Here is a 25,638-nt window from a genome sequence, read left to right as displayed (position 1 = left end):
AAAGCCCGGAATTTTCCGGGCTTTTTGCTGTGTGGCTCACAGTCCGGGAGCTGCTCAGGCCGCCTGAAGCTGCGCCGGCTGGCGCGGCAGCGGCGGGAAGGCGAGAGCGATCGCCACGGCCCCGAGGCCGACCAGTGCCGAGCCGAAGAACAGCCAGTCATAATTTGCGAAATGGTCGAAGGCCCAGCCGCCGGCAAGAGGTCCGAAGGCCATGCCGAGGCTCGACAGCATGGTCGCGGCACCGAACACGGTGCCCATGATCTTCGGCCCGAAATATTCCCGCGCCAGCACCGCATAGAGCGGCATCACGCCGCCATAGGTGCCGCCGAAGATCACCGCCAGGGTGTAGAACTGGCCGAGGTCGGTCACCATCGTGTAGGCTGCGATGACGACCGCCTGGATCATCAGCCCGCCGATCAGCACCGGTTTGACGCCCAGTCGGTCGGCCAGCACGCCGAACAGAATTCGGCCTCCGAGGCCGGCTGCCCCCTCGACGCTGTAGATGCTGACGGCCGCCATCGGCGCCACGCCGCAGAACATCGCATAGCTCACCATGTGGAAGATCGGGCCGGAATGGGCCGCGCAGCAGGCAGCGAAGGTGAGCCCGAGCACCAGGAACTGCGGCGAGCGGAACACCCGCGACAGCGGCATGCCGGCGCCTTCAGGCTGCTGTTCGGAGGCTGTGCCGCCCGCAGCCGTCACGGCCGGCGGATTGCGGACCAAAAAGGCCGTCGGCAGGAGCAGGATCCAGGCGCCGACACCGATGAAGAGCATTGCCATGCGCCAGTCGTCATAGGCGGTGATCAGCCAGCGGGCGAAGGGCGAGATCGTCATCGGCGCCATGCCCATGCCGGCCGACACCAGCGAGACGGCCAGGCTGCGATGCTCGTCGAACCAGGACATGGTGACGGCGATCATCGGCGCGAAGAAGGCGCTGGCGGAAAGCCCGATCAGGCAGCCATAGATCAGCTGGAAGGCGATAAGGGTTTGTGTCTGGCTGGCGAGCACAAGCGCCAGACCGAGAAGTGCGGCTCCGATCAGCACGACGACGCGTGCGCCAAACCGGTCGCTCAGCGTGCCCCACATGAAGCCGCCAAGACCCATGACGATGAAATTGAGCGTCATGGCGCTCGAAATGCCGGCACGCGACCAGCCGGTCGCCTTGGCGATCGGCTCCAGAAAGACGGCCAGCGAGAACATCGTGCCGACGGCGACACAGCCCATCAAGGCGCCGGCAGCGACGATCACCCAACGATAATTGCTACTCATGTCCATTCCCCTAAGTCACAGGTTCCGAAATCCGGACGGATTGAGCGACATCGCGATGTCCATCCTTGAACCGAGGACGTTCGGCTCCCCCTCTTCCCCGACGGACCCAACCGATTTTTTTTCGCAACCGGATTTTGGGATCATATAACAAAAAGCCCCGCACGCGGCGGGGCTCTCCAAATCTCTTGCTCGTCGTGACGTCCTAGCTGCTTCCGGCATTCGGACGGTTCTTGCCGACATTCGTGTTCGTCGATGCCGTCTTGCCGTCGGGGTTCTGACCATAATAGGTGCCGCCGAGGTGGCCACCGGAACTGGTGTTCTCAACCTGGCGTTTGGCGCGTTTCACGGCCTGTTCTACGTCACTCTTGCTCATGTCTGCCTCCAGCTTTTGGGGTTGGTGACAGGGGTGTAACCGCCCGGCACCCAAAGTGTTCCCCCACTCATTTACCGGAGCGGGTCCAAGGGCCGACACCGAAGCTTCATACGCCGCGAGTAGGCTTTACCCTTGACGAAGAGCAAACATGCTTCTATTTGGAAACGATCGTTTCCAAATTAAGCCGACATCATGGACATCAAAACCGCGACACGCCCACCGGGTCGTCCTCGCGAATTCGAGATCGAAGAAGCGCTCGACAAGGCGATCGTCGTCTTTTCCGAGAGGGGCTATCACGCGGCCTCGATTTCGGAGCTGAAGGTCGCCATGGGGCTTGCCGCCGGCAGCCTCTACAAGGCGTTCAAGGACAAGAAGGCGATCTTTCTCGCGAGCTTCGACCGCTACAAGCAGGTTCGCAACGCACTTCTCGACCAGGAACTGGCCGAGGGCGCAAGCGGTCGCGACAAGGTTTCCCGCGTGCTGCGCTTCTATGCCGAGGCCTCGCACGGGGAGAACGGCCGGCGTGGCTGCCTCGTCGTCGGGACGGCCATCGAGCTTGCGGTCTACGATGCCGAGGCCGCCGAGCGGGTCGATCGTTCCATGGCGCGCAGCGAAGCCCTGTTCGATAGCCTGATCCGCCAAGGCCAGGCGGATGGCTCCATTCCGCAGGCGATTGATCCCACCACCACCGCCCGCCTCCTGCTCTCCGTTACCCAGGGCCTTAGGGTACTGGGAAAAACCGGTCCTAACCGGGACCGTGCCTTTTCCGTGGTCGATACCGCCATGAAACTTCTCGACTGATTCCAATCCGATCCTTCCTCCCAAGGAGCTTTTCATGACCACAAATTCCGCAACGATGGCCAGGCCGGCGGCCGCCTCAGGCTTGTCTGCCGCCATGACCTTCGTGATGGCCGCGGCCTGCGGGCTGATTGCCGCCAATCTCTATTATGCCCAGCCGCTCGCCGGCCCGATCGCCGCCTCGATCGGCCTGCCGGCGCATGCCACAGGTCTCATCGTCACGCTGACCCAGATCGGTTACGGCCTCGGCCTGCTGCTGGTCGTGCCGCTCGGCGACCTTCTCGAAAACCGCCGGCTTATCCTCACCATGATCGGCGTCGTCACCGTGGCGCTGCTCGGGGCCGGCCTGTCGACCGCGTCCGTGCCGTTCCTTGCCGCATCGCTCGCGATCGGCGTCGGTTCCACCGCAGTCCAGATGATCGTGCCGTTTGCCGCCAGCCTCACCAACGACGCCAATCGCGGCCGGGTGGTCGGCAATGTCATGAGCGGACTGATGATCGGCATCATGATGGCGCGGCCGGTTTCGAGCTTCATTGCCGAATTCTCCTCCTGGCACATCGTCTTCTTCCTGTCGGCAGCGGTCATGGTCGTGCTCGGCTTCGTGCTTGCCGCCCGGCTGCCGAAGCGGATGCCGCAGACGAAGCTCTCCTATGCCTCCCTGCTCGCGTCGATGGGCAGCATTTACGCCACCCAGCCGGTCCTGCGCCGCCGGGCATTCTACCAGGCCTGCCAGTTCGCAACTTTCAGCCTGTTCTGGACGGTGACCCCGCTGGTTCTCGCCGGCCCCGCCTTCCATCTCAGCCAGGCCGGCATCGCGCTGTTTGCCCTTGCAGGTGTCGCCGGAGCCATCGCCTCGCCCATCGCCGGACGTCTCGCCGACCGGGATCTCGGCCGACCCGCGACGATCTTCGGCATCACTGCCGTCGCCGCCGCCTTCCTGATCACCCATATCGCACCGGAAGGCTCGACCATCGCGCTTGCGCTCCTGACGCTCGCCGCCATCCTGCTCGACTTCGGCGTGACGATGACGATGGTGATCGGCCAGCGGTCGATCTACAATCTCGGCGCGGACCTGAGAAGCCGCCTCAACGGCCTCTACATGGCGACCTTCTTCTCTGGCGGCGCGATCGGGTCAGCCGTCGGCGCCTGGGCCTTTGCCGAAGGTGGATGGCTGCTTGCCTCCTCGATCGGCCTTGCCCTGCCGGTCATCGCCTTCCTGTATTTCCTGACGGAAAAGCGCGCCAAGGCTTGAGGCGACAGGACAAGATCACGTTCGAGGACGACCTCGAACGTGATCGAGGACGCGGAAGGGCCGCCATCACGCCAAGAAGGAGCTATCGTTTTTAAACAGGACGAGGCTCCCATGCGATTGAAACTTCCCTTTCTTGTTCTTCTTCCCTTCATCGGCCCGTTCCTGGCCGATACCGCCCTTGCCAGCGATGCTCTGCCCGTCGGCACGCAGAAGATCAGCGTCGTCTCACCCATCCGAGACCGCGCGCTGGCGGTGACTGTTTGGTATCCGTCGAAAGGCGACGGCCAGACCGCCTCCGTCGGCGAAAACCCGATATTCGAAAGCCCCACCGCCTCCCGAAACGCCACCATCGAAGCCGGCCGTTTTCCCCTCATACTCGTTTCCCATGGTTCGGGCTCGCGAGCAGACGGCATGGGCTGGATCGCCATCGAACTGGCGAAAGCCGGCTTCATCGTTGCCGGCCCCAACCATCCCGGCACGACGAGCGGCGATTCCACGCCGGAGGCCACGCCGAAAATCTGGGAGCGGACACAGGATATCTCGGAGGTCATCACCGCGCTTTCAGCCGATCCGCGCTTCCGGACTGCGGTGGACAAGGCACGCATCGGCGTGCTCGGTTTCTCGCTTGGCGGCAGCACGGCGATCGAGCTTGCCGGCGCCCGTGCCGACCTCAATGCCTACAAGCAGTATTGCGAGACCAATTCCGACATGATGGATTGCCGCTGGTTCCGCGGCGGGCGCGGTTTTGCGGGCGGCGAAGAGGTGGCGGTCGAACCGCTGAACCTCGGCAGCGTCGACCGCAGTCGCTTCGAGCAGTCGAACCGGGATACCCGCATATCAGGCGCAGTGCTGGTTGATCCGGGTCTGGTCGAGGCTCTCAAACCCGATAGTATCGGGGCAATCGATATCCCGCTCGCCTTCATCAATCTCGGCAGCGCAGGTCATATCCCAGCCGCCGTGCTTTCGGATGCGCTCGCCAGACAGGCTCCGAACGCGACTTATGCGCAGGTCGACAAAGCCGACCATTTCAGCTTCCTGCCCGTCTGCAAACCTGGCGCCGTCGAATTCCTGAAGAAGGTCGGCGAACCGGACCCGATCTGCAACGACACCGGCCGGACCCGCGCCGATATCCATCGTGAACTGACCGGACTGATCATCGCGGCTTTCAACAGGATGTCGAAAACCGGCGATTGATCAGCAGGCTATTTCGCCGGCTTCGGAATGCCGGAAAGGGCCGTGCCGTCCTTGGCGCGGCTCGTCAGATGCAGAAACACGCCATCCCGCAACTCGAAGAAATGCGCGCCCTTCGGGCTTTCTTCGTTGAGCACGCCGGAAAAGACGATCAGCCGGCTGTCCTTGCGGTAATAGAACGGATCGCCCTCACCCCAGCAGCAGACCGAATAGGGCAGAAAAGCGACCTTGCCGCTGCGGGCATCGATCACCGCGCCGCCCAAGCACTCCGCTCCGCAGCCCCAGGTCGCGAGAACATAATGGCCTGCAAAATTCACTGGCTGGCCGGCTGCCTGTTTCAGCCGGGTAGCGAAGGCCTGGTCATCCCTGGTGACGAGCTTTACCGGCGCGTGCGGCCCGGAATAGACCTTCTCTGCGAATTGCGCGAACTTCGGCACGTCCTGAGCGGCCGCGTTGAAGGCAAGTCCCAGCGAGACCACCACCAGCGATCCAATTTCACGAAGCCAGCGTGTCATCTTGCCGATACCTCTTCGCTCTAGAGAGCCGCATTCGCAATTGCTACAGCAATTCGCTGTCAGTTTTCAAAACGGAAGGTCTGCACAATGAAAGTTTTGATGGTCGATGTCGACGGCGTTCTCGTGCATGGCCGGCCATCCGACGGCCTTCCTTTTGCAACAGACCTGGAGCGCGACCTCGGCCTGTCCGTCGAGGTTCTGCAAAGGGAATTCTTCAAGCGCCACTGGCCGGATATCGTCACCGGCCGGGAGCCGATCGAGCCTCGCCTAAGCGCGGTGCTTCAGGAGATCGCGCCGCATCTCGAAGCGGAAACCTTGCTGCAATATTGGTTCGAAAACGATTCCCGGCTGGACCCGAAGCTGATCGACGATCTTGCTGCGGTTCGGGAAACCGGTTTGGCGCTTTATCTCGCCACCAACCAGGAACACCGGCGCGCAGCCTGGCTGATGGATGAACTCGGCCTCGCCGGCCATTTCGACGGCATTTTCTATTCCGCCAAATTCGGCCATCGCAAGCCGGCGCAGGACTTCTTCCGCCTTGCCACGACGGAAGCGGGTGCCTCGCCCGACGAGATTCTCTTCCTCGACGACACGCTCGAAAATGTGGAGGCGGCCCGAGTGTTCGGCTGGAACGCGGTCCACTGGACAGCCGGGATGGTGCTGGAAACGGCCATCGCCCCGTTTATGGCCACTGAAGAAAACCGCTGAGCCGAAAGGACCGGCCGGCCGAGCGGCCGATCCTGTTTCAGACCTGCTTACTCGACCAGGTTGATTTCCTCGGTCTCGCCGCCCTCGCAGACGTAGCAGCAGTCTTCGCAGGCTTCCTTGTTGTTCGGACCCGTGCCCCAATAGGTCTGCTTGTCGCCGGAGACCCAGGCGCCGTAGCAGATGTTCTCGCCCTGCTGGCAGGAGAGGTGGATCTGCTTGGATTCGCCGTCATCCAGATAATAGACCTGGTTGCCGCCCGGCCAGACATGCTTGCGGTCCTGGCTGTAAAGCTCGACCTCGACGGCGTTCGGATGCTCGTTGCGCATCACGAAGCTCACGTCCGCGGACAGCGCCTGTCCGGCCGTGGAGCAGATGGTTGCCGTCAGAACCACCAGGGCTGCCCGGCGCATCGCCGGCAGCGAAATAAAAGTCAACATTAAGTCCCCCATGATAGCGCCTGATCAACGACGCCCATTCATATGTCCTGATTTGCAAGAATAAATCGAGATGGAGGCAGCCGTGTTGCTGGATTTTTATTTCGCCCTCAAGCAACCCGCTTGTAGAACAGCGTGGTCGCGCAGAAACCGCCTTGCGGCCACAGGGCATAATCCGGAATAACGCCTGCCCGCTCCCAGCCGAAGCGCGGATAGATCTTTTCCGCATCGCTGCCGGTCGCCGTGTCGAGCACAAGAAGCGTGCGGCCGCGCCGTGCGGCTTCTGCTTCCACCGCCTCCATCAGCTTGCGCGACAGGCCGAGCCCGCGGGCGGAGCGATGCACGAGGAGCTTCATCAGGTCGCCGCGATGCGGCTGGTTCGGCTTCGAGGCAAGGCCCACCTGCACCGTGCCGACGACCTTGCCCTCCAGTTCGGCTGCAGCGAGGATGATGACGCCCTTTTCGACCGCATCGGCAATCTCCTGCCAGTAGCCGACCGCATCCTCCGGCTCGAAGGGCAGCATGAAGCCGAGCGAAGCCCCGCCGTTGACGCAGTCGGACAGGGTCTCGGAGAGATCGGCGATCGCGGCGCGGGTCTCGCCGGCATTGAGGATGCGGATGGTGACGGTCATCTTGAAGAGGCTCCTGGCATTTGGAAAGGTTTAGCGGCCGCGGTCGAGGATGACGGCGTAACGGGCCGGCTGGTCGGATGGATTGTGGAAGTCGAAGGCGTCGCCGATATCCATGTAGAGGCAGTCGCCGGGATGCAGCCTGTGGACGGTCTCGCCGATGATCATCTCCAGCACACCCTCGAAGAGCCAGACATGCTGGGTCATCACCCGGCTTTCCTCGCGCGGCGGAAAGCTGACCCGCGCATGGGCGGGGAAATCCACCTCGACGATATCGACCCTGCTCGGCGTGCCCGGCGGCGAAACCGAGCGGCGCAGATAACCCGTATGCGGATCACGCCACAGCTTCTGCTCCGCCCTGCGGCTGAGCGGCGAGTTCTGCGGTTCGTCATCGGCGAAAAAGGCGGAGAGCGAGAGGCCGAGCGCTTCCGACAGCCTCGCCAGCAGCGCCGCGGTCGGGCTCGCCTCCGCCCGCTCGATCCGGGAAATCATCGCGCGGCTGACGCCGGAACGGCTCGCCAATTCGTCGAGCGTCAGCCCGGCGCGGGCCCGCAGGCTCTTCAGCCGCTCGCTGATGGCATTTTCGATGTCATGATCCGTCGTTTCCATGATTTGAGAATTGCATTCTCTTATCGTGGAATCAAGTGGCACTATGATGGAACCGTCGAATTTTACAAGCAATGGCGTTTCCGCGATAGCTCCTGTCATGGTCCATCGGCTATGGAGCATCATCGGGCTTCAAGTCGGCGGAAACTGCCGGCGCCCGTGATTGCGGGGGACTGGATGACCGGCAAGATAATCGAAACGGCGTCGCCCCTGTCGATCGCCAGTATCGTCGTCTCGATGACGATCGCCGCCGTCGGCAGCGGCATCATGTCCGCCTATGTGCCTTTCGTGCTGACGCAGACGAGCGACCCCTGGGCCGCCAGCGCCGCCGTCCCGACGCTCGCCTTTGGCGGCCTGGTCGGCTGCCTCGTCGGCGGGCCGCTGATCCGCCGGGTCGGGCATGCCCGCCTGTTCTCCTGCTCGATGGCGATGGTGATCATCGCCGCCGTGCTGATCGCCACCAATCCGCCGCCGATCTGGTGGGTTTTGGCACGCGGCGTTTACGGGGCAGCGTCCAACGTCAATTTCATCATCGCCCAGAGCTGGCTCAACCACGCCGCCTCGAACGAATGGCGCGGCCGGGCGATGTCCTTCTTCTACATGGCCTTCGTGCTGGGTCTCGGGGCCGGCGCCTGGCTGTTTGGGCGCATTCCCGCGGACGGCAATCTGGCGCCGCTTGCGGTGGTCTTCGTCACGGCGCTCGCCATCCTGCCGATCGGGCTCACCCGCCTGCCGAACCCGCCCGCACCGGCCAATGTCAATGTCGACATCAAAATGGCCTGGCGCATCTCGCCGGTCGGGCTGATCGGGGTGCTCGCGTCCGGCGGGCTTTCGATGGTGGTGCAGGGTTTCGTGCCGATCTACGCCACCACCAATCACGTGGCCCAGACGGATGTGGCGCTCTTGATGCTGGTGATGCAGACCGGCCTGCTGTTCGTGCAATATCCGCTCGGCATGCTGTCGGACCGCATCGACCGCCGTTTCGTGCTGCTGATCACCTGCGCGCTGATCGTCGCGGCGGGTTTTGCGGCGCTGTTCGTATCCTTCTCGATGATGATCGTCCTGATGCTCGTCTTCCTCGTTTTCGGCGGCGCGGTCGAGACCGTCTATTCGGTCGCCAATGCGCATGCCAACGACCGGGCCGACCCCGGCGATTTCGTGCCGCTTTCCTCGACGCTCTTGGTCGCCTGGTCGACGGCGGCGACCATCGTGCCGCTCGGCGTCACCCTGCTCACCCCGGCTTTCGGCCAGCACACCTTCATCTACGCCGTGATCCTGGTGGCGATCGCCTATGGGGCTTATGTGATCTGGCGCCTCAGGGAACGCGAGGGCGTGCCTGCCGACGAGCGGGAGAATGTCGGGCTCAGAAGCGCCCAGCTTCCGAACGCCTCCGTCATGACCGGCCCGGAGGCGGAAAACCCCGCCAAATAGCCTGCGACTGCGGGCTTTATCCTCAACGAAAGGTTATCTTTCCGCTTTGCGCCAGGGATTCGCGCTGCTATATGCGCGAGCCATGAGCACCAATTCCACCCGCACTCCGCTTGACCATATCCGCAACTTCTCGATCGTGGCGCATATCGACCACGGCAAGTCGACGTTGGCCGACCGGCTGATCCAGACGACCGGCGGTCTTGCCGAGCGCGACATGTCGGAACAGGTGCTGGACTCGATGGATATCGAGCGCGAGCGCGGCATCACCATCAAGGCCCAGACCGTGCGCCTGCACTACAAGGCGAATAACGGCGAGACCTATATCCTCAACCTGATCGACACGCCCGGCCATGTCGACTTCGCCTACGAAGTCTCGCGTTCGCTGTCGGCCTGCGAAGGGTCGCTTCTCGTCGTCGACGCCTCCCAGGGCGTCGAGGCCCAGACGCTCGCCAACGTCTATCAGGCGATCGACAACAACCACGAGATCGTCACCGTCCTCAACAAGATCGACCTGCCGGCCGCCGAACCCGACCGCATCCGCGAGCAGATCGAGGAAGTGATCGGCATCGACGCGTCGCAGGCAGTGCTGATCTCGGCGAAGACCGGCCTCGGCATTCCGGATGTGCTCGAAGCGATCGTCCACCAGCTGCCGCCGCCGAAGAGCGAGCTTGGCGAAAAAGGCCCGCTGAAGGCGCTGCTGGTCGACAGCTGGTATGACACCTATCTCGGCGTCATGGTTCTGGTGCGCATTCACGACGGCGTGCTGACCAAGGGCCAGACCATCCGCATGATGGGCACCGACGCCAAATACCAGGTGGAGCGCGTCGGCGTCCTGACCCCGAAAATGCTGGCCGTCGACAGCCTCGGCCCGGGCGAGATCGGTTTCTTCACCGGCTCGATCAAGGAAGTGGCCGATACCCGCGTCGGCGATACGATCACTGAGGACAAGCGCCCGACCGCCAAGGCGCTTCCCGGTTTTAAACCTGCTCAGCCGGTGGTGTTCTGCGGCCTCTTCCCGGTCGATGCCGCCGATTTCGAGGATTTGCGCGCCGCGATGGGCAAGCTGCGCCTCAACGACGCCTCGTTCTCCTTCGAAATGGAAAGCTCGGCGGCGCTCGGCTTCGGCTTCCGCTGCGGTTTCCTAGGCCTCCTGCATCTCGAAATCATCCAGGAGCGCCTGGAGCGCGAGTTCGACCTCGACCTGATCGCCACGGCGCCTTCGGTTGTCTACAAGCTGACCATGACCGATGGTTCCGAGCGCGAGCTGCACAATCCGGCGGACATGCCGGACGTGGTCAAGATTTCGGAAATCCAGGAGCCCTGGATCAAGGCGACCATCCTCACCCCCGACGACTATCTCGGCGGCATCCTGAAGCTCTGCCAGGACCGCCGCGGAATCCAGACCGAACTCACCTATGTCGGCAAGCGCGCCATGCTCACCTACGAGCTGCCGCTCAACGAAGTGGTGTTCGATTTCTACGACCGGCTGAAGTCGATCTCCAAGGGTTATGCCTCGTTCGACTACCATCTGCACGGCTATCGCGAGGGCAACCTCGTGAAGATGTCGATCATGGTCAACGGCGAGCCGGTCGATGCGCTCTCCATGCTGGTCCATCGTTCTGCGGCGGAGAAGCGCGGCCGCGACATGTGCGAGAAGCTGAAGGACCTGATCCCGCGCCACATGTTCAAGATACCGATCCAGGCGGCGATCGGCGGCAACGTGATCGCCCGCGAAACGATCTCGGCCATGCGCAAGGACGTGACCGCAAAATGCTACGGCGGCGACGCCACCCGCAAGCGCAAGCTGCTCGACAAGCAGAAGGAAGGCAAGAAGCGCATGCGGCAGTTCGGCAAGGTCGACATCCCGCAGGAAGCGTTCATCGCCGCCTTGAAGATGAAGGACGACTGATCTTTCTATCCAGAGTTCATGCGCATATATTTTGCGCATGAACTTGGAGGTTGGAATGTCCCAGCCCACCCGCAAATCGACTGGGCTTTTGTTAGACGGCAACCTTGTTGCCGAGGCTCGCGCGCTGAAGATTGACCTCTCGCAGGCCGCCGAGGAAGGCATCGCCAAGGCCCTCAAAGCCGAGCGGGAGCGCCTTTGGCGGCGGGAAAGTGCCGAGGCAATCCGGTTTCACAATGAGTATGTCGAGAAACATGGCTTGCCGCTTGCAAAGTATCGCCAGTTCTGACGATGCGGTTTGATCTTGTCGCCGCGCCACATTCGTCTCAAAAAAATCCGCCAATCACTAAAACCTTAATAAATCCTGCAAATGCTTTGAAAGTTCGCTCATGCAACGTCAATGCAGGTGATGGGTTCGTGCGCCAACGCGGCGACAGCTCACGGGCATGACGCCAATCTTCACTGCCTGAGCCCTTAACGTGTCCTTCCCACCTGCGAGACGCTTCATGAGCAGCATTTCTTACAATCAGTCGGCGGCCTCTGCGCTGTTATTGCTGACCGGTTCCGCCAAGGCGCTGGAGCGTAACACGGTCCAGGTGGCAACCGGGCGCAACGTCAATACGGCATCCGACAACGCCGCCTATTGGTCGATCGCCACATCCATGCGTTCGACGGGCATGTCGCTCTCGGCAGTCGGGGATGCGTCGGGCCTTGCCGCCGCGATGACGGATACGGCTTCGCTCGGCATGGAGGCCGCGACCAGCCTGGTTTCGGAGATCAAGGCGAAACTCATTCTGGCGCGCTCGCCGGGCGTGGACCGCGACGCCATCAATGCTGAGATCGGCCAGCTCAAGGAGCAACTGGGCATGGTCGCCGAATCGTCCTCCTTCAACGGCGAGAACTGGCTGAGTTCCGCCAGGGCACCAGGCGTCAAGTCGCTGCTTGCGTCCGCATCGACCAACCCGGACGGCACCACGGGCCTCAACACGATCGATTTCGATACCGCCTCGACGACGCTGACCAGCAGCGGCGATGCGGCCAACGGCCTTCTGACCAAGGCCTATTCGGGTACCACCGACAACGGCACCGCCTACGAATATTATCTTCTCGATACGGGATCGCAGGGGTCGGCAACCGCCAGCGAAATCAAGATCTCGAATTCGACGACCGAAGACGAACTGGACGGCATGATCTCCGCCACCGACAGCATGCTTTCGAGTCTCACTTCCGCCGGCGCCAAGCTCGGCTCCACGTCGAGCCGTATCAGCGCCAATACGGAATTCCTCTCCAAGCTGCAGGATGCGATCGATCGCGGCGTCGGGCGTCTCGTCGATGCCAACATGGAAGAGAGCGCCGTCAAGCTTGCCGCCACCAAGGTGCAGCAGCAGCTCCAGACGATCGGCCTCAGCATCGTCAACGAGCAGTCGAAGCGCATTCTCGACCTCTTCCGCTGATACTTCCGCGATATCCGGCCCTCGGGTTTGCTCCGGGGCCAGATATGGCTGTTCTCCTTACGCGGTAGGCCTCACCCTTCCAGGCGCAATGCCTGGGTGTCGCCGTGCGACCGCACGGCGACTGGATCCTCGGGTCAAGCCCGAGGATGACGGAGGAGAGAGTACAACACCCAAGGTCGTCATCCTCGGGCTTGACCCGAGGATCCACCCTCCGAACGCCGACCCATCCGGGCACAATCGGCACATCCCCGCCAGCCCCATCAAGCACTTAACCTCCCCCTCATCCCCGCCCTCCCGCCCCATGCCTACAATCCCCCCGTTCCGTCACGGGTACACCGGCAGGCGTGCCGGCGAGGCGGGGCCGGCGCCGGGTGGGCAGGAAACGACGTAAGTCCTGCCATCCGGGGTTCGCGGACAATGGTCTCCCTCCGGCGACGTGGGACCGGTGAGAAGCTGTCGGACCGACTTCTCGTCTCGTTTTCCATCATGGAGCGCCGGGCGTGCCTGTGAGGCACACAGGGTGATCGGGGCCGCGCCGGGCGGCGTCCGAGGGTTTTTCAAAACCCGGATTGTGCGGCGCAGGTGGAAGACGATGCCGGGCGGCAGTCATGGCCTGCGGCATCGTCGCCTGAGAGCGTGCATGACGCCCTCCCCAGGAGGGGCACGCAACCGTTCCCACAACCCCCGTCATCGCAGAGGGACCGCAGTCGCGGGCATAACCGCCGAACGGGGGCTGAGAGGTGTCACCTAACTTATTATTTACGAGGCAGCTCCCAGCGCCCCGTCCGATCCTCGGGTCTTGCTTTGCTCGCCCGAGGATGACGAAAGGAAACCGAGGATCGCCAAGGGATGACCATGCCCTCTTGCCAGCTCCAGCCTTTGTCAGTGGCGCCCCGCATGCAGCGGGCGCGGCATGTCGGAATGGGTAATCCAGACGCGCCCGTCGAAGGCCACTTCGCCGTGATTGAGCTTTCTGTTGGCGATCGTCTCGATGAGACCCAGTTTCGAGCGCACGTCGCCGATCCTGCCGTCGTTGACCACGCAGACGGCCTGGCATGTGCCGCCGTCGCGCATGACCAGAAGCGTGTGATGGCTGTTTCGCATGATCTTGTTGGGCAATGTCACGAGCGTCATGCTCTTCTCCTTGCTGTAACCGGACCGACGCGTGATGCATGGATGGCAAGGCTCGGGGAATATGGTCAACAAAAGGTTAGCGAAATGGGATTGGATGTGCGGCTTGCCCGGCAGCCGGGCGGCCTTGCGCGCAGCGGCGTCGATAGCGGGTCACTTGACCGGCCTGCCCTGGCCGGCCTCGGGAACCTCGCGCAGCGGCGCCCGGCTCAGTTCGTTGCCGGCGGCGATCGCCTTGCGCAGAAGCCGCAGCAGTTCTTCCGCCTCCTCTGCCGTCAGGCCGCGCAGCATCAGCTGCTGCGCCGCCTCCACCGCCGGCGCTATTCCCTCAAGGGTCTTTTGCCCCTCGCCGGTGATCTGCAGCTCTCGGGCGCGCCGGTCCTTGGTGCTGGCATTGCGCACCAGCAGGCCCTTCTGCACCAGCCGGTCGACGACGCCGGTAATGGTCGTCCGGTCGTAGGCGATCAGCCCGGCGAGCGTGACCTGATCGATGCCCGGGTTGATGCTGATCGCCGCGAGCGCTGCATATTGAACGGGTGTCAGATCGTAACCGGCTTGATCGACCTCGGCGTGGAAGACCGCCACGGCGATCTGCTGGAACCGGCGGGCCAGATGCCCCGGCATGTCATCGTTGTCTTTCACCAAACTCTCCAAAACGTCGCAAGCTTGACACGCATACTGATAATCAGCATACTGATCAATATTGGATCCGCCGTATCCATTCCGCGGATGCCTTGAAGAAACATGCGGAGGAAACTGGTTCCATGCAATTCCATCTTAACGGGTTCGAACCCGGCGACCCGGAAATCTTTCATCCCGAGGATCGATACAACGCGCCGGCCGATAAAGGGCCGCTTCCCAGCGAAGTCGATGTCCTGATCGTCGGCTGCGGACCGGCGGGCCTGACGCTTGCCGCGCAGCTCTCCGCCTTTCCCGACATCAGGACCTGCATCGTCGACCAGAGATCCGGCCCGCTGCTGCGCGGCCAGGCCGACGGCATTGCCTGCCGCACGATGGAAATGTTCCATGCCTTCGGTTTCGCCGAGCGGGTGATGAGGGAATCCTACTGGGTCAACGAGACCTCCTTCTGGAAGCCCGACGACTTGAAGCGCGAAAACATCATCCGCAGCGGCAGGATCGACGATACCGAGGACGGGCTTTCCGAATTCCCGCATGTCATCCTCAACCAGGCCCGCGTGCAGGATTTCTTCCTCGACGTGATGCGCAAATCGCCGGCCCGGCTCGAACCGCATTATTCGCGGCGCCTAATCGATCTGGCGACCGATCCGACTGCCTCCGACTATCCCGTGACCGCAAGGCTGGAGCGTCTCGACCCCTCCCACGAAGGTGAGATCGAGATCATCAGAGCCCGCTACGTGGTCGGTTGCGACGGGGCGCGCAGCACGGTGCGCAAGTCGATCGGCCGGGCGCTGCACGGCGATTCCGCCAATCACGCCTGGGGCGTCATGGATGTGCTTGCCGTCACCAATTTTCCCGACATCCGGCTCAAGGCACTGATCCAGTCGGCCGGCGAAGGCAGCATCGTTCTGATCCCGCGCGAAGGCGGTTATATGGTCCGCATCTACGTGGAGCTGGACAAGCTCAACGAAAACGAGCGGGTCGCGAGCCGGAACATCACCGTCGACAGGCTGATCGCGGCCGTGCAGCGCATCCTGCATCCGCACACATTCGAGGTGAAGGAGGTCGCCTGGTGGTCGGTCTACGAGATCGGCCAGCGCCTCACCGACAAGTTCGACGACGCGCCCCGGGAGCGCCTGCCGCATGTGTTCATCGCTGGCGATGCCTGCCATACGCATAGTCCGAAGGCCGGCCAGGGCATGAACGTCTCGATGCAGGACGGTTTCAACCTCGGCTGGAAGCTGGCCGCCGTCCTGCAGGGGCGGAGCAGGCCGGAGCTGCTGCACAGCTATTCCGCCGAACGCCAGACCATCGCCAAGGAACTGATCGACTTCGACCGCGAATGGTCGGCCATGCTGAGCGCGCCGCTGAAATCCCCGGATGATCCGGATGGCGAGGGCGTCGAGCCGGCGGAAGTCCAGAAATATTTCGTCCGGTCCGGACGTTATACGGCGGGCACGGCGACCCGCTACACACCGTCGGTGCTGACCGGCGAGGCGACCCATCAGCATCTCGCCAAAGGACTGACGATCGGCACCCGGTTCCATTCGGCACCGGTGATCCGCCTGGTCGATGCAAAGCCGGTGCAGCTCGGCCATTGCGCGAAGGCGGACGGGCGCTGGCGCATCTATGCCTTTGCCGGAAAGGACGATCACGCTCAGCCGTCTTCCCGCCTGCGTGCCCTGTGCGATTTCCTGGCGGACTCCCCCAACTCGCCGGTAAGGAGACATACGCCGGCCGGTGCCGACATCGACTCGGTGATCGATATCCGCGCCGTCTTCCAGCAGGCCCACCGCACGCTCGCCATCGAGACCATGCCGGCCTTCCTGCTGCCCCGGAAGGGCCGCTACGGGCTCTGCGACTACGAGAAGATGTTCTGCCCCGACCTCAAGAACGGCCACGACGTCTTTGAGATGCGTGGCATCGATCGGGAACAGGGTTGCACGGTGGTGGTGCGGCCGGACCAGTACATTGCGCATGTTCTGCCGCTCGATGGATACACCGAGCTATCGGCATTCTTCGACGGCTTCATGCTTCGGCAGAGTTAATCCGCGTCATAGAAGGCATCGGCTTTGAAGCCGATGCCGCGGAAGGTCATGGCCGCCTCAGCGCGCATTTCGATTGACACTCCAATTTGTACAGTTGTACAAATTGGACGATATGATTGATAATGGATCTCCATGCGCCAGAACCTGAGGGAAGCCTTGCTCAGAAATGCCGTGACCCTGTTTTCCCGCAGCGGCTACAATGCCGTGTCGCTGCGGGATATCGCCAAGGCGTCCGGGGCCAATGTCGGCAGCCTCACCTATCATTTCGGCTCGAAGGCAAAATTGCTGCGGGAGGTCTATGAGCGCCACACGGTGCCGATGAACGCCCGCCGCCGCGAACTTTTGGGCGAAGCCCTGCGGATCAGCGATGCGGATCAACGGCTGATGGCCATCCTTCGCGCCTATGTCGTGCCCGCCTTCGTCTCCTCGTCGGAGGGCGATGGCGGCGGTGCCGAATTCACCCGGATGCGGGCGGTTTTGTCGGCGGAAGGAAATCCCGACGCCCAAGCGATCATCGCAGATGCATTCGACGAAACCAGCCGCGCCTTCATCAAGGCCCTCGCCGATTGTGTGCCCGGCGCGTCCTTGAGCGGGCTCGTCTGGCGCAGCCAGTTCCTGCTCGGCTCGCTTTATTACGCCCTGATCAATCCGGACCGCGTGACGCGTCTTTCGGGGGGCGCGGTCGATGGAAACGACCGGGAGGCCGCCGTCAATCAAATCGTCGAGGCAAGCTATGCCAGCTTCCGAAACCTGCGCGTCGAAGCCAGGCAATACGCGGCAACCTGAAATCCGCATGGGAGGAAAAATGAACGAACATCGCCAGGAGAGCGGTCACGGGGCAGCGGCCGCACGGCGGAAGCCTGACTTCCGGTTGCCTGAGGGCAGCTGTGACGCCCATTGCCACGTGTTCGGTCCGGGAGCGGTTTTCCCCTATGCGCCCAACCGCAGCTATACGCCGGAGGACGCCCCAAAGGAGGCCCTGGCAGAGCTTCACGACCGGCTTGGAATCGCCCGCGCCGTCATCGTTCAGGCGAGCTGCCACGGGACCGACAACCGCGCCATGCTCGATGCGATCGCCTGGCGCCCGGACCGCTATCGCGGCGTCGCCATCGTGGACGACGGTTTTGACGACCGCGCCTGCCAGAGGCTCGACGACGGTGGTGTGCGTGGCGTGCGGTTCAATTTCGTCCGCCACCTCGGCGGTGCGCCTGACATGGCCGTCTTCAACCGGGTGATCGACCGTATCAAGGGTCGCGGCTGGCACGTGGTGCTGCATCTCGACGCCGCCGACATCGTTCCGCTGTCCGCCATGATCGCCGGACTGCCGGTGCCCTTCGTCATCGACCATATGGGGCGCGTCGACACCAGCCTCGGCACCGACCAGCCGGCTTTTCAGACACTGCTGGAACTGGTGCGGCGGGAAAACTGCTGGATCAAGGTTTGCGGCTCGGAGCGGATTTCGCGTTTTCCGTTCGATGCGGCGGTGCCTTTTGCGAAAGCACTGGTGGAGGCGAGCCCCGAGCGGAGCCTCTGGGGTACCGACTTCCCCCACCCGAACCTCAAGGAGCCGGTCGAGGAGGCCGATCTCGTGGATCTCGTGCCCAGGTTCGCACTCGATGAAGAGGACCAGCGGCGACTGCTCGTCGACAATCCCGCACGTCTATACGGCTTTGCCGCCTGAGCGGCCTTATAAGGAGGAGGAAAGAATGGACTACAAAACTGCGGGGGGATCGCCGGGACGGTTCCGGCGGCTGGTGGGTTGGATGAAATCCCTGACCGTCGCCCTGACGCTGATGCTGCCGGCCGGCGCCTTTGCGCAGGACGCCTATCCGTCTCGGGACATCACCCTGGTGCTGCCTTTCGGTCCCGGCGGGATCGCCGACATCACGGCACGCCTGGTTGCCGAGTCGCTCGGCAAGAAGCTCGGCAAACAGATCGTGATCATGAACCAGCCGGGTGCCGGTGGTTCCGTCGCGGCCCGGGCGGCATTGAACGCTCCGGCGGACGGTTACACGCTCGCGCTGCTCTCGAACGGCACCGCGATCAGCGTACCGCTCTTCAAGAACCTGCAGTTCGATCCGGTCGCCGATTTCGTGCCGGTATCGAGCCTCGCCTATTTCGATTTCGTCTTCGTCACCAAGTCAGGTGGCAAGTTCAAAACCCTCAAGGACGTGCTGGAAGCCGCCAAGGCCAAGCCGGGCGCGCTCAATGTCGGAACCATCAATGTCGGCAGCAGCCAGAACCTTGCGGCGGAACTCTTCAAGTCGACATCCGGGATCGATTTCACCATTGTGCCCTACAAGGCCACGCCTGATCTTCAGGTCGCGCTGCTCGGCGGTGAACTCGACGTCATCATCGACAGCCAGACGGCGCTGAAAGCTGCCCTGCAGCAGAACCAGGCGATCGCCATCGCCTCCTCCGGCCCGGCGCGCTCCAGCCTCTCGCCAAACGTCCCGACCGCCGCGGAAGAAGGCGTCAAGGGCTTCGACGTGACCTCCTGGAATGCCATCTTCGCGCCGAAGGGCACACCGCCGGAAGCGGTGAAGAAGCTGAACGCCACGCTGGTCGAGGTCCTGGCCGACCCTGCCCTCCAGAAGCGGTTTGCGGATCTCGGCGTCGAAGCCCGGTCCAGCACCCCGGAAGAGATCGGCAGCCGCCTGAAAGCCGATATCCAGAAATGGTCGGACGTAATCCAGAAGGCCGGCATTCCGAAGCAATGACCACTTCGATTGGTCCCGGAGGCACTCCGGGGCTAATCCCCACCTGCCTTGGAACCCACCCAGGGCATTGGCCGACGATTGAGGAAAGCCTCGATGCCGGCCCGGCCTTCGGCGCTTTCCCAGCGGTCGGCGAGCAGGCCGGTGCTGTAGCCGATCGGATCTTCGATCGTCTGGCGGGCAAGGTCCTGAACGAGGTTCTTGGCGCTGGCGACAGCGCCTGGAGCGCAATCGAGAAAGGCCGAGACTTCCTCTTCGACGGCCGCATCGAGTTCATCGGCGGTGCGAACGACGGAAACAAGACCGATCTCGCGACCCGTGACCGCATTGAAGCGGCGGGCATTGAGGAACAGGCGACGTGCATGGCCTTCGCCGATCCGGCGGACGACGTAAGGTCCGATGGTGGCGGGGATCAGCCCTAGCCGCGTTTCGGTGAGCGCAAACCAGGCGCTTTCCACCGCGACGACGATGTCGCAGACGGCCATCAGGCCGATACCGCCGCCGAAGGCATTGCCCTGAACCCGGCCGATCAGCGGCTTCGGCAGGTCGTCGAGCGCCTTCAGCATGAGGGCAAGTTCCGTCGCTCCCTCGATCTTGCCGGCGCGATTCCTCGCCGCCTGGCCGCGCATCCATTGCAGGTCGCCCCCGGCGCAGAATGTGGAGCCGGCGGATGCGAGAACAACGACGCGGACCGCCTCGTCGGCTGCGAGCCTGCCGGCCGCGTCCGTCAGATCGGCGATCATCTGCGCGTTCATGGCGTTGTGCTTTTCGGCCCGGGCGAGCGTCAGTGTCGCCACCCCGCGGGCATCCCGTTCCAGTGTCAGCGTGTCGTAAGCACCCATTTAGCGCGCTCCTCTCAGGCTGCGGGCAAAAGCCTCCGCATCGGTCAGCCGGTCGCGGTCTATGCGGGTCTCGAAACCCAGCGCATGCAGATGGTCGACCGTTTTTCCGGTTGCGACATTGCCTTCGGCGCCCGGCGCATACGGGCAGCCGCCAAGGCCGCCGGCTGCGGCATCGAATACACGCAATCCCTTTTTGAGCGAGACGGTGATGTTGTCGAGCGCCCGGCCGTTGGTGTCGTGAAAATGCCCGGCGAGTTTGGCCGCCGGGAGCTGCTCCAAGACCGCATCGAGCATGGCGGCGACCCGGTCCGGCGTGCCGGTGCCGATCGTGTCGGCCAGCGCCACCTCGCTGCAGCCGAGCGCGTGAAGCTGCGTTGCCACCCGTGCCACCTGGGCCGGCGGCGTTGGACCGTCAAAGGGACAATCGACGGCACAGGAGACATAGGCGCGGACCGGGATGCTGTCGCGGCGGGCGCCGTCGATCACAGGCGCGAAGCGTTGAAAGCTCTCCGCGATGCTGCAATTGATGTTGCGATGGCTGAAGCCTTCGGATGCCGAGGCGAAGACGGCGACCTCGTCCGCTTTTGCCGAGACGGCGGCCGCATATCCCCGCACGTTCGGTGTCAGCACGGTGTAGAGCGTGCCCGGGCGGCGGGCGATGCCGGCCATGACCTCGGCGCCATCGGCCATCTGCGGCACCCAGTCGGCTCGCACAAAACTCGTCACCTCGATTTTTTCGAAGCCGCATGCGGAGAGCAGGTCGACCAGCCGGATCTTGTCGGCGGTCGAGATGATACGCTTCTCGTTCTGCAGCCCATCACGCGGCCCCATCTCGTGGATGCGGACGAATTCAGCCATCCTCCGCCCCCCCGGCTTCCGGTTCCGGTTCAAGGGTCAGCAGCACCGCGCTTTCGACTACCTGTTCGCCCTGCGACACCAGCACCTCGGCAATCGTACCGTCGCGCGGTGCGGTCAGCGTCAGTTCCATCTTCATGGCTTCCATGACGGCCAGGGTCTCACCCTTTGTGACGGCGGCTCCCGGGGTGGCATGAAGGAGTTTCACGAGGCCCGGCATGGGCGCGACGATGCGACCGCCGCCGTCGGCAGTCTCATCCTCGCCGGCGAGAGGGTCGATGAGGCCAAAATGCCAGCTTTCGCCATCACCGAAGATCGTCACGTCACGTTCGCCGCAGACCAGATGGACGCGATGTTTCCGGCCGGCGACCTCCAGAAGACAAGCCTCGGCGCCCAAGCGTGAGAGGCGGAAATCGACCGGCTTGCCATCGACCAAGGCCGCATATGCGCCCTCCCCGATCGATCCGAGCGAGACCGGCACGTGCTGGCCGCGGTAGTCCAACTCAACGAAGTCGGCCGCTTCCGACCACAATCGGAACCCGGATAAGCGGTCCCAGGGATCGCTGCCGGTCTTCGGCTCCAGGGCACCGGAGAGCTTTAAAGCGGCCAGGGCCATGGCCTCCCGAGACGGGGCCTGGCCAATCGTCAATTCCGCCAGATGCCTGTCGATCAGGCCGGTGTCGGGCCTCCCCTCGACAAAATCCGGCTGGATTGTTAGCCGGCGAAGGAATGTGGCGTTGGTGGTGATGCCGGTGGCACGAACCTCGGCAAGGGCGGCCGACAGGAGCGAGAGTGCCGTCTGGCGGTCCGGGCCTCGGGTGATGATTTTCGCGATCATTGGGTCGTAGAAGGGCGAGATCCGGTCGCCGGCACGCACGCCGCTGTCCACGCGCGCCAGTTCCTCGGGCAAGTCCAGATGGGCAAGCCTGCCGGTGGCAGGCAGAAAACCCCGCTCGGCATCCTCCGCATAAAGCCGCGCCTCGAAGGCCCAGCCGCTGATGAATAGCTCGTCCTGGCTGCGCGGCAGAGGCTCGCCGGATGCGACGCGAAGCTGCCATTCGACGAGATCGACGCCGGTGATCGCCTCGGTAACCGGATGCTCCACCTGCAGGCGGGTGTTCATCTCCATGAACCAGAAGCGGTCGGCTTTCAGCCCATCCGAGGCATCGGCGATGAACTCGATCGTGCCGGCACCGGAATAGGAAATCGCCATCGCCGCCTTGACCGCCGCCTCGCCCATGGCGATGCGCATGTCGTCCGGCATGCCGGGGGCCGGCGCTTCCTCGATGACCTTCTGGTGGCGGCGCTGCAGGGAACAGTCACGTTCGAAAAGGTGCACGACATTGCCGTGGTCGTCGCCAAAAACCTGGATCTCGATGTGCCGTGGATGGGCGATGTATTTCTCGATCAGGCAGGCCGCATCGCCGAAGGCGGCCGAGGCCTCGCGCTGCGCCGAGGCGAGCGCTTCCCTGAAGGTGGCGGCATCCTCGACCCGCCGCATGCCCTTGCCGCCGCCGCCGGCGCGAGCCTTGATCAGCACCGGAAAGCCGATGCGCTCCGCTTCCCTGGATAGGAAGTCGGGATCCTGTTCGGCGCCGTGATAGCCCGGCACGACAGGCACGCCGGCCTCTTCCATCAGCGCCTTGGCGGCGTCTTTGAGGCCCATGGCGCGGATGGCATCGGACGACGGGCCGATGAAGCGGATGCCGGCGGATGTCACCGCATCGGCAAAGTCGGGGTTTTCCGAGAGAAAGCCGTAGCCGGGATGGATGGCATCGGCGCCTGTCCGCAATGCCGCCTCGATGATCGTGTCGCCGTGCAGGTAACTTTCGGCAGCGGGGGACGGGCCGATATGGACCGCTTCGCCGGCAAGCGACACATGCAGGGCGTCCCGGTCGGCGTCGGAATAGACCGCGACGGTCGCGACACCCAGCCGGTGGCAGGTGCGGATGATGCGGCAGGCGATCTCGCCGCGATTGGCGATGAGGACTTTTCTCAGCATGGGACAGCCCCCGGCATGGACGAGCGGTGCAGAGGACGGATAAGCCCGGGGATGTTCATGAAATCCGACATCCGCCCCTCACATCCGGAACACGCCGAAGCGCGTCTCTTCGATCGGAGCATTGAGGGCGGCGGAGAGGCTGAGGGCCAGGACCTGACGGGTCCTGGCCGGGTGGATGATACCGTCGTCCCAGAGCCTTGCGGAGGCATAGAGCGGATGGCTTTGTTGTTCGAACTGGTCGAGCACCGGCTGTTTGAAGGCCGCCTCCTCTTCCGCATCCCAGGTCTTGCCGCCGCGTTCGATCGCCTCGCGCCGGACGGTCGCAAGCACGCCGGCCGCCTGCGAGCCGCCCATCACCGAGATGCGGCTGTTCGGCCAGGTCCACAGGAAACGCGGCGAATAGGCGCGGCCGGCCATGCCGTAATTGCCGGCGCCGAAGGAGCCGCCGAGCAGGATCGTGACCTTCGGCACGGATGTGGTGGCAACCGTCGTGACCAGCTTGGCGCCGTGCTTGGCGATGCCTTCCGCCTCGTATCTGCGGCCGACCATGAAGCCGGTGATGTTTTGCAGGAAGACGAGCGGGATCTTCCGCTGCGAGCAGAGTTCGATGAAATGCGCGCCCTTCTGGGCGCTTTCGGAAAACAGCACGCCGTTGTTGGCAATGATGCCGACGGGCATGCCGAAGACATGCGCGAAACCGCAGACCAGCGTCGTGCCGAAACGCGCCTTGAACTCGTCGAACCGCGAGCCATCGACCACGCGGGCGATCACTTCACGAATGTCATAGGGTGTCGAGAGCGAGGCCGGCACGATCGAGGCGATCTCTTCGGGATCGTAAAGCGGTTCCTCGGGCGTTGCCAGCACGACAGTGTCGGGCTTGCGGGTGTTCAGCCCGGCGACGGCGCGGCGGACCAGCGCCAGGGCATGGGCGTCGTCGCGGGCGAGATGATCGGCTACGCCGGAGAGGCGCGTGTGGACGTCGCCGCCGCCGAGATCCTCTGCCGAGACTTCCTCGCCTGTCGCCGCCTTTACCAGCGGCGGGCCGGCAAGGAAGATCGTGCCCTGGTCCCTGACGATGATCGCCTCGTCGGACATGGCAGGCACATAGGCGCCACCCGCGGTACAGGAGCCCATGACGGCCGCGATCTGGGCGATGCCTTGTGCCGACATGCGGGCCTGGTTGAAGAAGATGCGGCCGAAATGATCCCGGTCGGGAAACACCTCGTCCTGGTTCGGCAGGTTGGCGCCGCCGGAATCGACCAGATAGACGCAAGGGAGCCGGTTCTCCTCGGCGATCTCCTGGGCGCGCAGATGCTTCTTGACCGTTATCGGATAATAGGTGCCGCCCTTGGCGGTGGCGTCGTTGGCAACGATCATCACCTCGCGGCCCTCGACCCGGCCGATGCCGGTGACGATTCCAGCCGATGGGCTCGCGCCGCCGTAAAGCCCGTGGGCGGCAGTGGCGCCGACTTCGAGAAAGGGCGAACCGTGATCGAGCAGCCGGGCGATACGCTCGCGGGCAAGCAGCTTGCCGCGCTTCACATGCCGCGCCCGCGCCTCTTCTCCGCCGCCGGCTTCGGCAAGCGCCACGGCGGCCTCGACCTCGGCAAGTTTTGCCTGCATCGAGGTTCGATTGGCTTCGGCGGCTTCGCTCCTGAGATTGACCTGCGACCGGATGACAGCCATCAGGCGGTTTCCTTGAAGAGTTCGCGGCCGATCAGCATGCGGCGGATTTCGGACGTGCCGGCGCCGATCTCCATCAACTTGGCGTCGCGCAGCAGGCGGCCGGTCGGATTGTCGTTGATATAACCGTTGCCGCCGAGGATCTGGATTGCCTGCAGCGCCTGCTGGGTCGCCTGTTCGGAAGCATAGAGGCAGCAGGCGGCTGCGTCCTGCCGCGTCACCGCGCCGCGGTCGCAGGCGGCGGCGACGGCATAGACATAGGCGCGGGCGGAATTCATCGCCGTGTACATGTCGGCGACCTTGGCTTGGATCAGCTGGAACTCGCCGATCGGCTGGCCGAACTGCTTTCGCTCGTGGACATAGGGCATCACCACGTCGAGGCAGGCATGCATGATGCCGATACCGATTGCGGAAAGCACGACGCGCTCGTAATCGAGGCCGGACATCAGCACGCGTACGCCGCCGCCTTCGGAACCCATGACGTTTTCGGCCGGCACTTCGCAATCCTGAAACACCAGTTCGCAGGTGTTGGAGCCGCGCATGCCGAGCTTGTCGAGCTTCTGGGCGGTCGAGAACCCCTTGAAACCCTTTTCGATCAGGAAGGCGGTGATGCCCTTCGAGGCGGCGGACGGATCGGTCTTGGCGTAGACAACCAAAACGTCGGCATCCGGGCCGTTGGTAATCCACATCTTCGTTCCGTTCAGGGCGTAAGCATCGCCGCGCTTTTCGGCACGCAGCTTCATCGAGACGACGTCGGAGCCGGCGCCGGGCTCCGACATGGCAAGCGCGCCGACATGTTCGCCGGAGCAGAGTTTCGGCAGGTAACGAGCCTTCTGCTCGGCATTGCCGTTGCGGTTGATCTGGTTGACGCAGAGGTTGGAATGGGCGCCGTAGCTGAGCGAGGTTGAGGCCGAGGCGCGGGCGAGTTCCTCGACGGCCACGACGTGGGCGAGGTAACCAAGACCCGAGCCGCCGAAATCCGGATCGGCGGTGATGCCGAGCAGGCCGAGCGCCCCCAGTTCCGGCCAGAGGTCACGGGCAAATTCGTTGCTGCGGTCGATCTCTTCGGCGCGGGGGGCCAGTTTCTCCTGCGCGAAACGGTGGACCGTCTCACGAACAGCGTCGACCTCCTCGCCGAGCGCAAAATTCATGCTT

General features: G+C 63.6%; 25 protein-coding genes. 12 read left to right on the top strand and 13 right to left on the bottom strand.

The window, feature by feature from the left end:
• Positions 1-54: 54 nt before the first annotated feature.
• Positions 55-1,269 (bottom strand): MFS transporter, encoded by a 1,215-nt coding sequence (locus tag J2857_RS11970; RefSeq protein ID WP_210010407.1) that lies wholly within the window; start codon positions 1,267-1,269, stop codon positions 55-57.
• A gap of 202 nt (positions 1,270-1,471) precedes the next feature.
• Positions 1,472-1,642, bottom strand: a complete 171-nt coding sequence (locus J2857_RS11965; protein WP_007770472.1) for a hypothetical protein — start codon at positions 1,640-1,642, stop codon at positions 1,472-1,474.
• Between the two features lie 192 nt (positions 1,643-1,834).
• Here J2857_RS11965 and J2857_RS11960 point away from each other — a divergent pair, with 192 nt between their 5' ends.
• The 3 genes from J2857_RS11960 to J2857_RS11950 all read left to right on the top strand — a co-directional run bounded on the left by J2857_RS11960 (position 1,835) and on the right by J2857_RS11950 (position 4,886).
• Positions 1,835-2,443, top strand: a complete 609-nt coding sequence (locus tag J2857_RS11960) for a TetR/AcrR family transcriptional regulator (protein ID WP_210010406.1) — start codon at positions 1,835-1,837, stop codon at positions 2,441-2,443.
• Positions 2,444-2,477: 34 nt separating this feature from the next.
• Positions 2,478-3,692: an MFS transporter gene (locus J2857_RS11955; protein WP_210010405.1), complete on the top strand. Its 1,215-nt coding sequence runs from the start codon at positions 2,478-2,480 to the stop codon at positions 3,690-3,692.
• A gap of 111 nt (positions 3,693-3,803) precedes the next feature.
• Positions 3,804-4,886 carry an alpha/beta hydrolase family protein gene (locus J2857_RS11950; RefSeq protein WP_245363304.1) on the top strand — a complete coding sequence of 361 codons (1,083 nt, stop codon included), beginning with the start codon at positions 3,804-3,806 and terminating at the stop codon, positions 4,884-4,886.
• A gap of 8 nt (positions 4,887-4,894) precedes the next feature.
• Here the strand turns inward: J2857_RS11950 and J2857_RS11945 are convergent, their stop codons facing one another.
• Positions 4,895-5,398, bottom strand: a complete 504-nt coding sequence (locus tag J2857_RS11945; RefSeq protein WP_210010404.1) for a hypothetical protein — start codon at positions 5,396-5,398, stop codon at positions 4,895-4,897.
• Positions 5,399-5,485: 87 nt separating this feature from the next.
• Here J2857_RS11945 and J2857_RS11940 point away from each other — a divergent pair, with 87 nt between their 5' ends.
• Positions 5,486-6,106 carry an HAD-IA family hydrolase gene (locus tag J2857_RS11940; protein WP_210010403.1) on the top strand — a complete coding sequence of 207 codons (621 nt, stop codon included), beginning with the start codon at positions 5,486-5,488 and terminating at the stop codon, positions 6,104-6,106.
• A gap of 47 nt (positions 6,107-6,153) precedes the next feature.
• On the opposite strand, the gene J2857_RS11935 is transcribed toward J2857_RS11940, so the two are convergent.
• From J2857_RS11935 to J2857_RS11925, 3 genes are all read right to left on the bottom strand, one after another.
• Positions 6,154-6,516, bottom strand: coding sequence for a hypothetical protein (locus J2857_RS11935; RefSeq protein WP_245363448.1), 363 nt, complete (start codon positions 6,514-6,516; stop codon positions 6,154-6,156).
• Between the two features lie 134 nt (positions 6,517-6,650).
• Positions 6,651-7,172, bottom strand: a complete 522-nt coding sequence (locus J2857_RS11930) for a GNAT family N-acetyltransferase (RefSeq protein WP_210010401.1) — start codon at positions 7,170-7,172, stop codon at positions 6,651-6,653.
• A 30-nt stretch (positions 7,173-7,202) separates the two neighbouring features.
• Positions 7,203-7,778, bottom strand: a complete 576-nt coding sequence (locus tag J2857_RS11925) for a helix-turn-helix domain-containing protein (protein WP_210010400.1) — start codon at positions 7,776-7,778, stop codon at positions 7,203-7,205.
• A 174-nt stretch (positions 7,779-7,952) separates the two neighbouring features.
• On the opposite strand from J2857_RS11925, the gene J2857_RS11920 reads away from it, so the two are divergent.
• The 4 genes from J2857_RS11920 to J2857_RS11905 all read left to right on the top strand — a co-directional run bounded on the left by J2857_RS11920 (position 7,953) and on the right by J2857_RS11905 (position 12,566).
• Positions 7,953-9,206 carry an MFS transporter gene (locus J2857_RS11920; protein ID WP_210010399.1) on the top strand — a complete coding sequence of 418 codons (1,254 nt, stop codon included), beginning with the start codon at positions 7,953-7,955 and terminating at the stop codon, positions 9,204-9,206.
• Positions 9,207-9,288: 82 nt separating this feature from the next.
• Entirely contained in the window at positions 9,289-11,115 is a 1,827-nt protein-coding gene (gene lepA, locus J2857_RS11915; protein WP_210010398.1) for a translation elongation factor 4, read from the top strand.
• Between the two features lie 55 nt (positions 11,116-11,170).
• The gene (locus J2857_RS11910) at positions 11,171-11,401 is read left to right on the top strand and encodes a type II toxin-antitoxin system CcdA family antitoxin (protein WP_210010397.1); all 231 of its coding nucleotides are present in this window, start codon (positions 11,171-11,173) and stop codon (positions 11,399-11,401) included.
• A 217-nt stretch (positions 11,402-11,618) separates the two neighbouring features.
• Positions 11,619-12,566 carry a flagellin gene (locus tag J2857_RS11905; RefSeq protein WP_210010396.1) on the top strand — a complete coding sequence of 316 codons (948 nt, stop codon included), beginning with the start codon at positions 11,619-11,621 and terminating at the stop codon, positions 12,564-12,566.
• A gap of 882 nt (positions 12,567-13,448) precedes the next feature.
• Here J2857_RS11905 and J2857_RS11900 read toward each other — a convergent pair.
• Together J2857_RS11900 and J2857_RS11895 are read right to left on the bottom strand one after the other, a co-directional pair.
• Positions 13,449-13,700, bottom strand: a complete 252-nt coding sequence (locus J2857_RS11900; RefSeq protein ID WP_210010395.1) for a hypothetical protein — start codon at positions 13,698-13,700, stop codon at positions 13,449-13,451.
• A gap of 150 nt (positions 13,701-13,850) precedes the next feature.
• Positions 13,851-14,339 carry a MarR family transcriptional regulator gene (locus tag J2857_RS11895; protein WP_210010394.1) on the bottom strand — a complete coding sequence of 163 codons (489 nt, stop codon included), beginning with the start codon at positions 14,337-14,339 and terminating at the stop codon, positions 13,851-13,853.
• A 122-nt stretch (positions 14,340-14,461) separates the two neighbouring features.
• On the opposite strand from J2857_RS11895, the gene J2857_RS11890 reads away from it, so the two are divergent.
• The 4 genes from J2857_RS11890 (at position 14,462) to J2857_RS11875 (ending at position 19,104) form a co-directional block, all read left to right on the top strand.
• Entirely contained in the window at positions 14,462-16,384 is a 1,923-nt protein-coding gene (locus J2857_RS11890) for an FAD-binding monooxygenase (protein ID WP_210010393.1), read from the top strand.
• A 132-nt stretch (positions 16,385-16,516) separates the two neighbouring features.
• Positions 16,517-17,170 carry a TetR/AcrR family transcriptional regulator gene (locus tag J2857_RS11885; RefSeq protein WP_210010392.1) on the top strand — a complete coding sequence of 218 codons (654 nt, stop codon included), beginning with the start codon at positions 16,517-16,519 and terminating at the stop codon, positions 17,168-17,170.
• A gap of 19 nt (positions 17,171-17,189) precedes the next feature.
• A complete protein-coding gene (locus J2857_RS11880; RefSeq protein ID WP_210010391.1) occupies positions 17,190-18,065 on the top strand; it encodes an amidohydrolase family protein in 876 nt (291 codons plus the stop codon).
• Positions 18,066-18,090: 25 nt separating this feature from the next.
• Positions 18,091-19,104, top strand: a complete 1,014-nt coding sequence (locus J2857_RS11875; protein WP_210010390.1) for a Bug family tripartite tricarboxylate transporter substrate binding protein — start codon at positions 18,091-18,093, stop codon at positions 19,102-19,104.
• A gap of 32 nt (positions 19,105-19,136) precedes the next feature.
• On the opposite strand, the gene J2857_RS11870 is transcribed toward J2857_RS11875, so the two are convergent.
• The 5 genes from J2857_RS11870 to J2857_RS11850 form a co-directional block, all read right to left on the bottom strand.
• Positions 19,137-19,943, bottom strand: a complete 807-nt coding sequence (locus tag J2857_RS11870) for a crotonase/enoyl-CoA hydratase family protein (protein ID WP_210010389.1) — start codon at positions 19,941-19,943, stop codon at positions 19,137-19,139.
• Entirely contained in the window at positions 19,944-20,801 is an 858-nt protein-coding gene (locus J2857_RS11865; protein ID WP_210010388.1) for a hydroxymethylglutaryl-CoA lyase, read from the bottom strand.
• Complete coding sequence (locus tag J2857_RS11860; protein WP_210010387.1) at positions 20,794-22,800, bottom strand: acetyl/propionyl/methylcrotonyl-CoA carboxylase subunit alpha; 2,007 nt, start codon at positions 22,798-22,800, stop codon at positions 20,794-20,796. The genes J2857_RS11865 and J2857_RS11860 overlap by 8 nt, the downstream gene beginning before the upstream one ends.
• Positions 22,801-22,878: 78 nt before the next feature.
• A complete protein-coding gene (locus J2857_RS11855) occupies positions 22,879-24,486 on the bottom strand; it encodes a carboxyl transferase domain-containing protein (protein WP_210010386.1) in 1,608 nt (535 codons plus the stop codon).
• Entirely contained in the window at positions 24,486-25,634 is a 1,149-nt protein-coding gene (locus J2857_RS11850; RefSeq protein ID WP_210011653.1) for an isovaleryl-CoA dehydrogenase, read from the bottom strand. The genes J2857_RS11855 and J2857_RS11850 overlap by 1 nt, the downstream gene beginning before the upstream one ends.
• Positions 25,635-25,638 lie beyond the last annotated feature (4 nt).

This window comes from Neorhizobium galegae, from assembly GCF_017877055.1.
Taxonomy (GTDB): Bacteria; Pseudomonadota; Alphaproteobacteria; order Rhizobiales; family Rhizobiaceae; genus Neorhizobium; species Neorhizobium galegae_D.
This window is presented reverse-complemented; position numbering and strand designations above follow the sequence as displayed.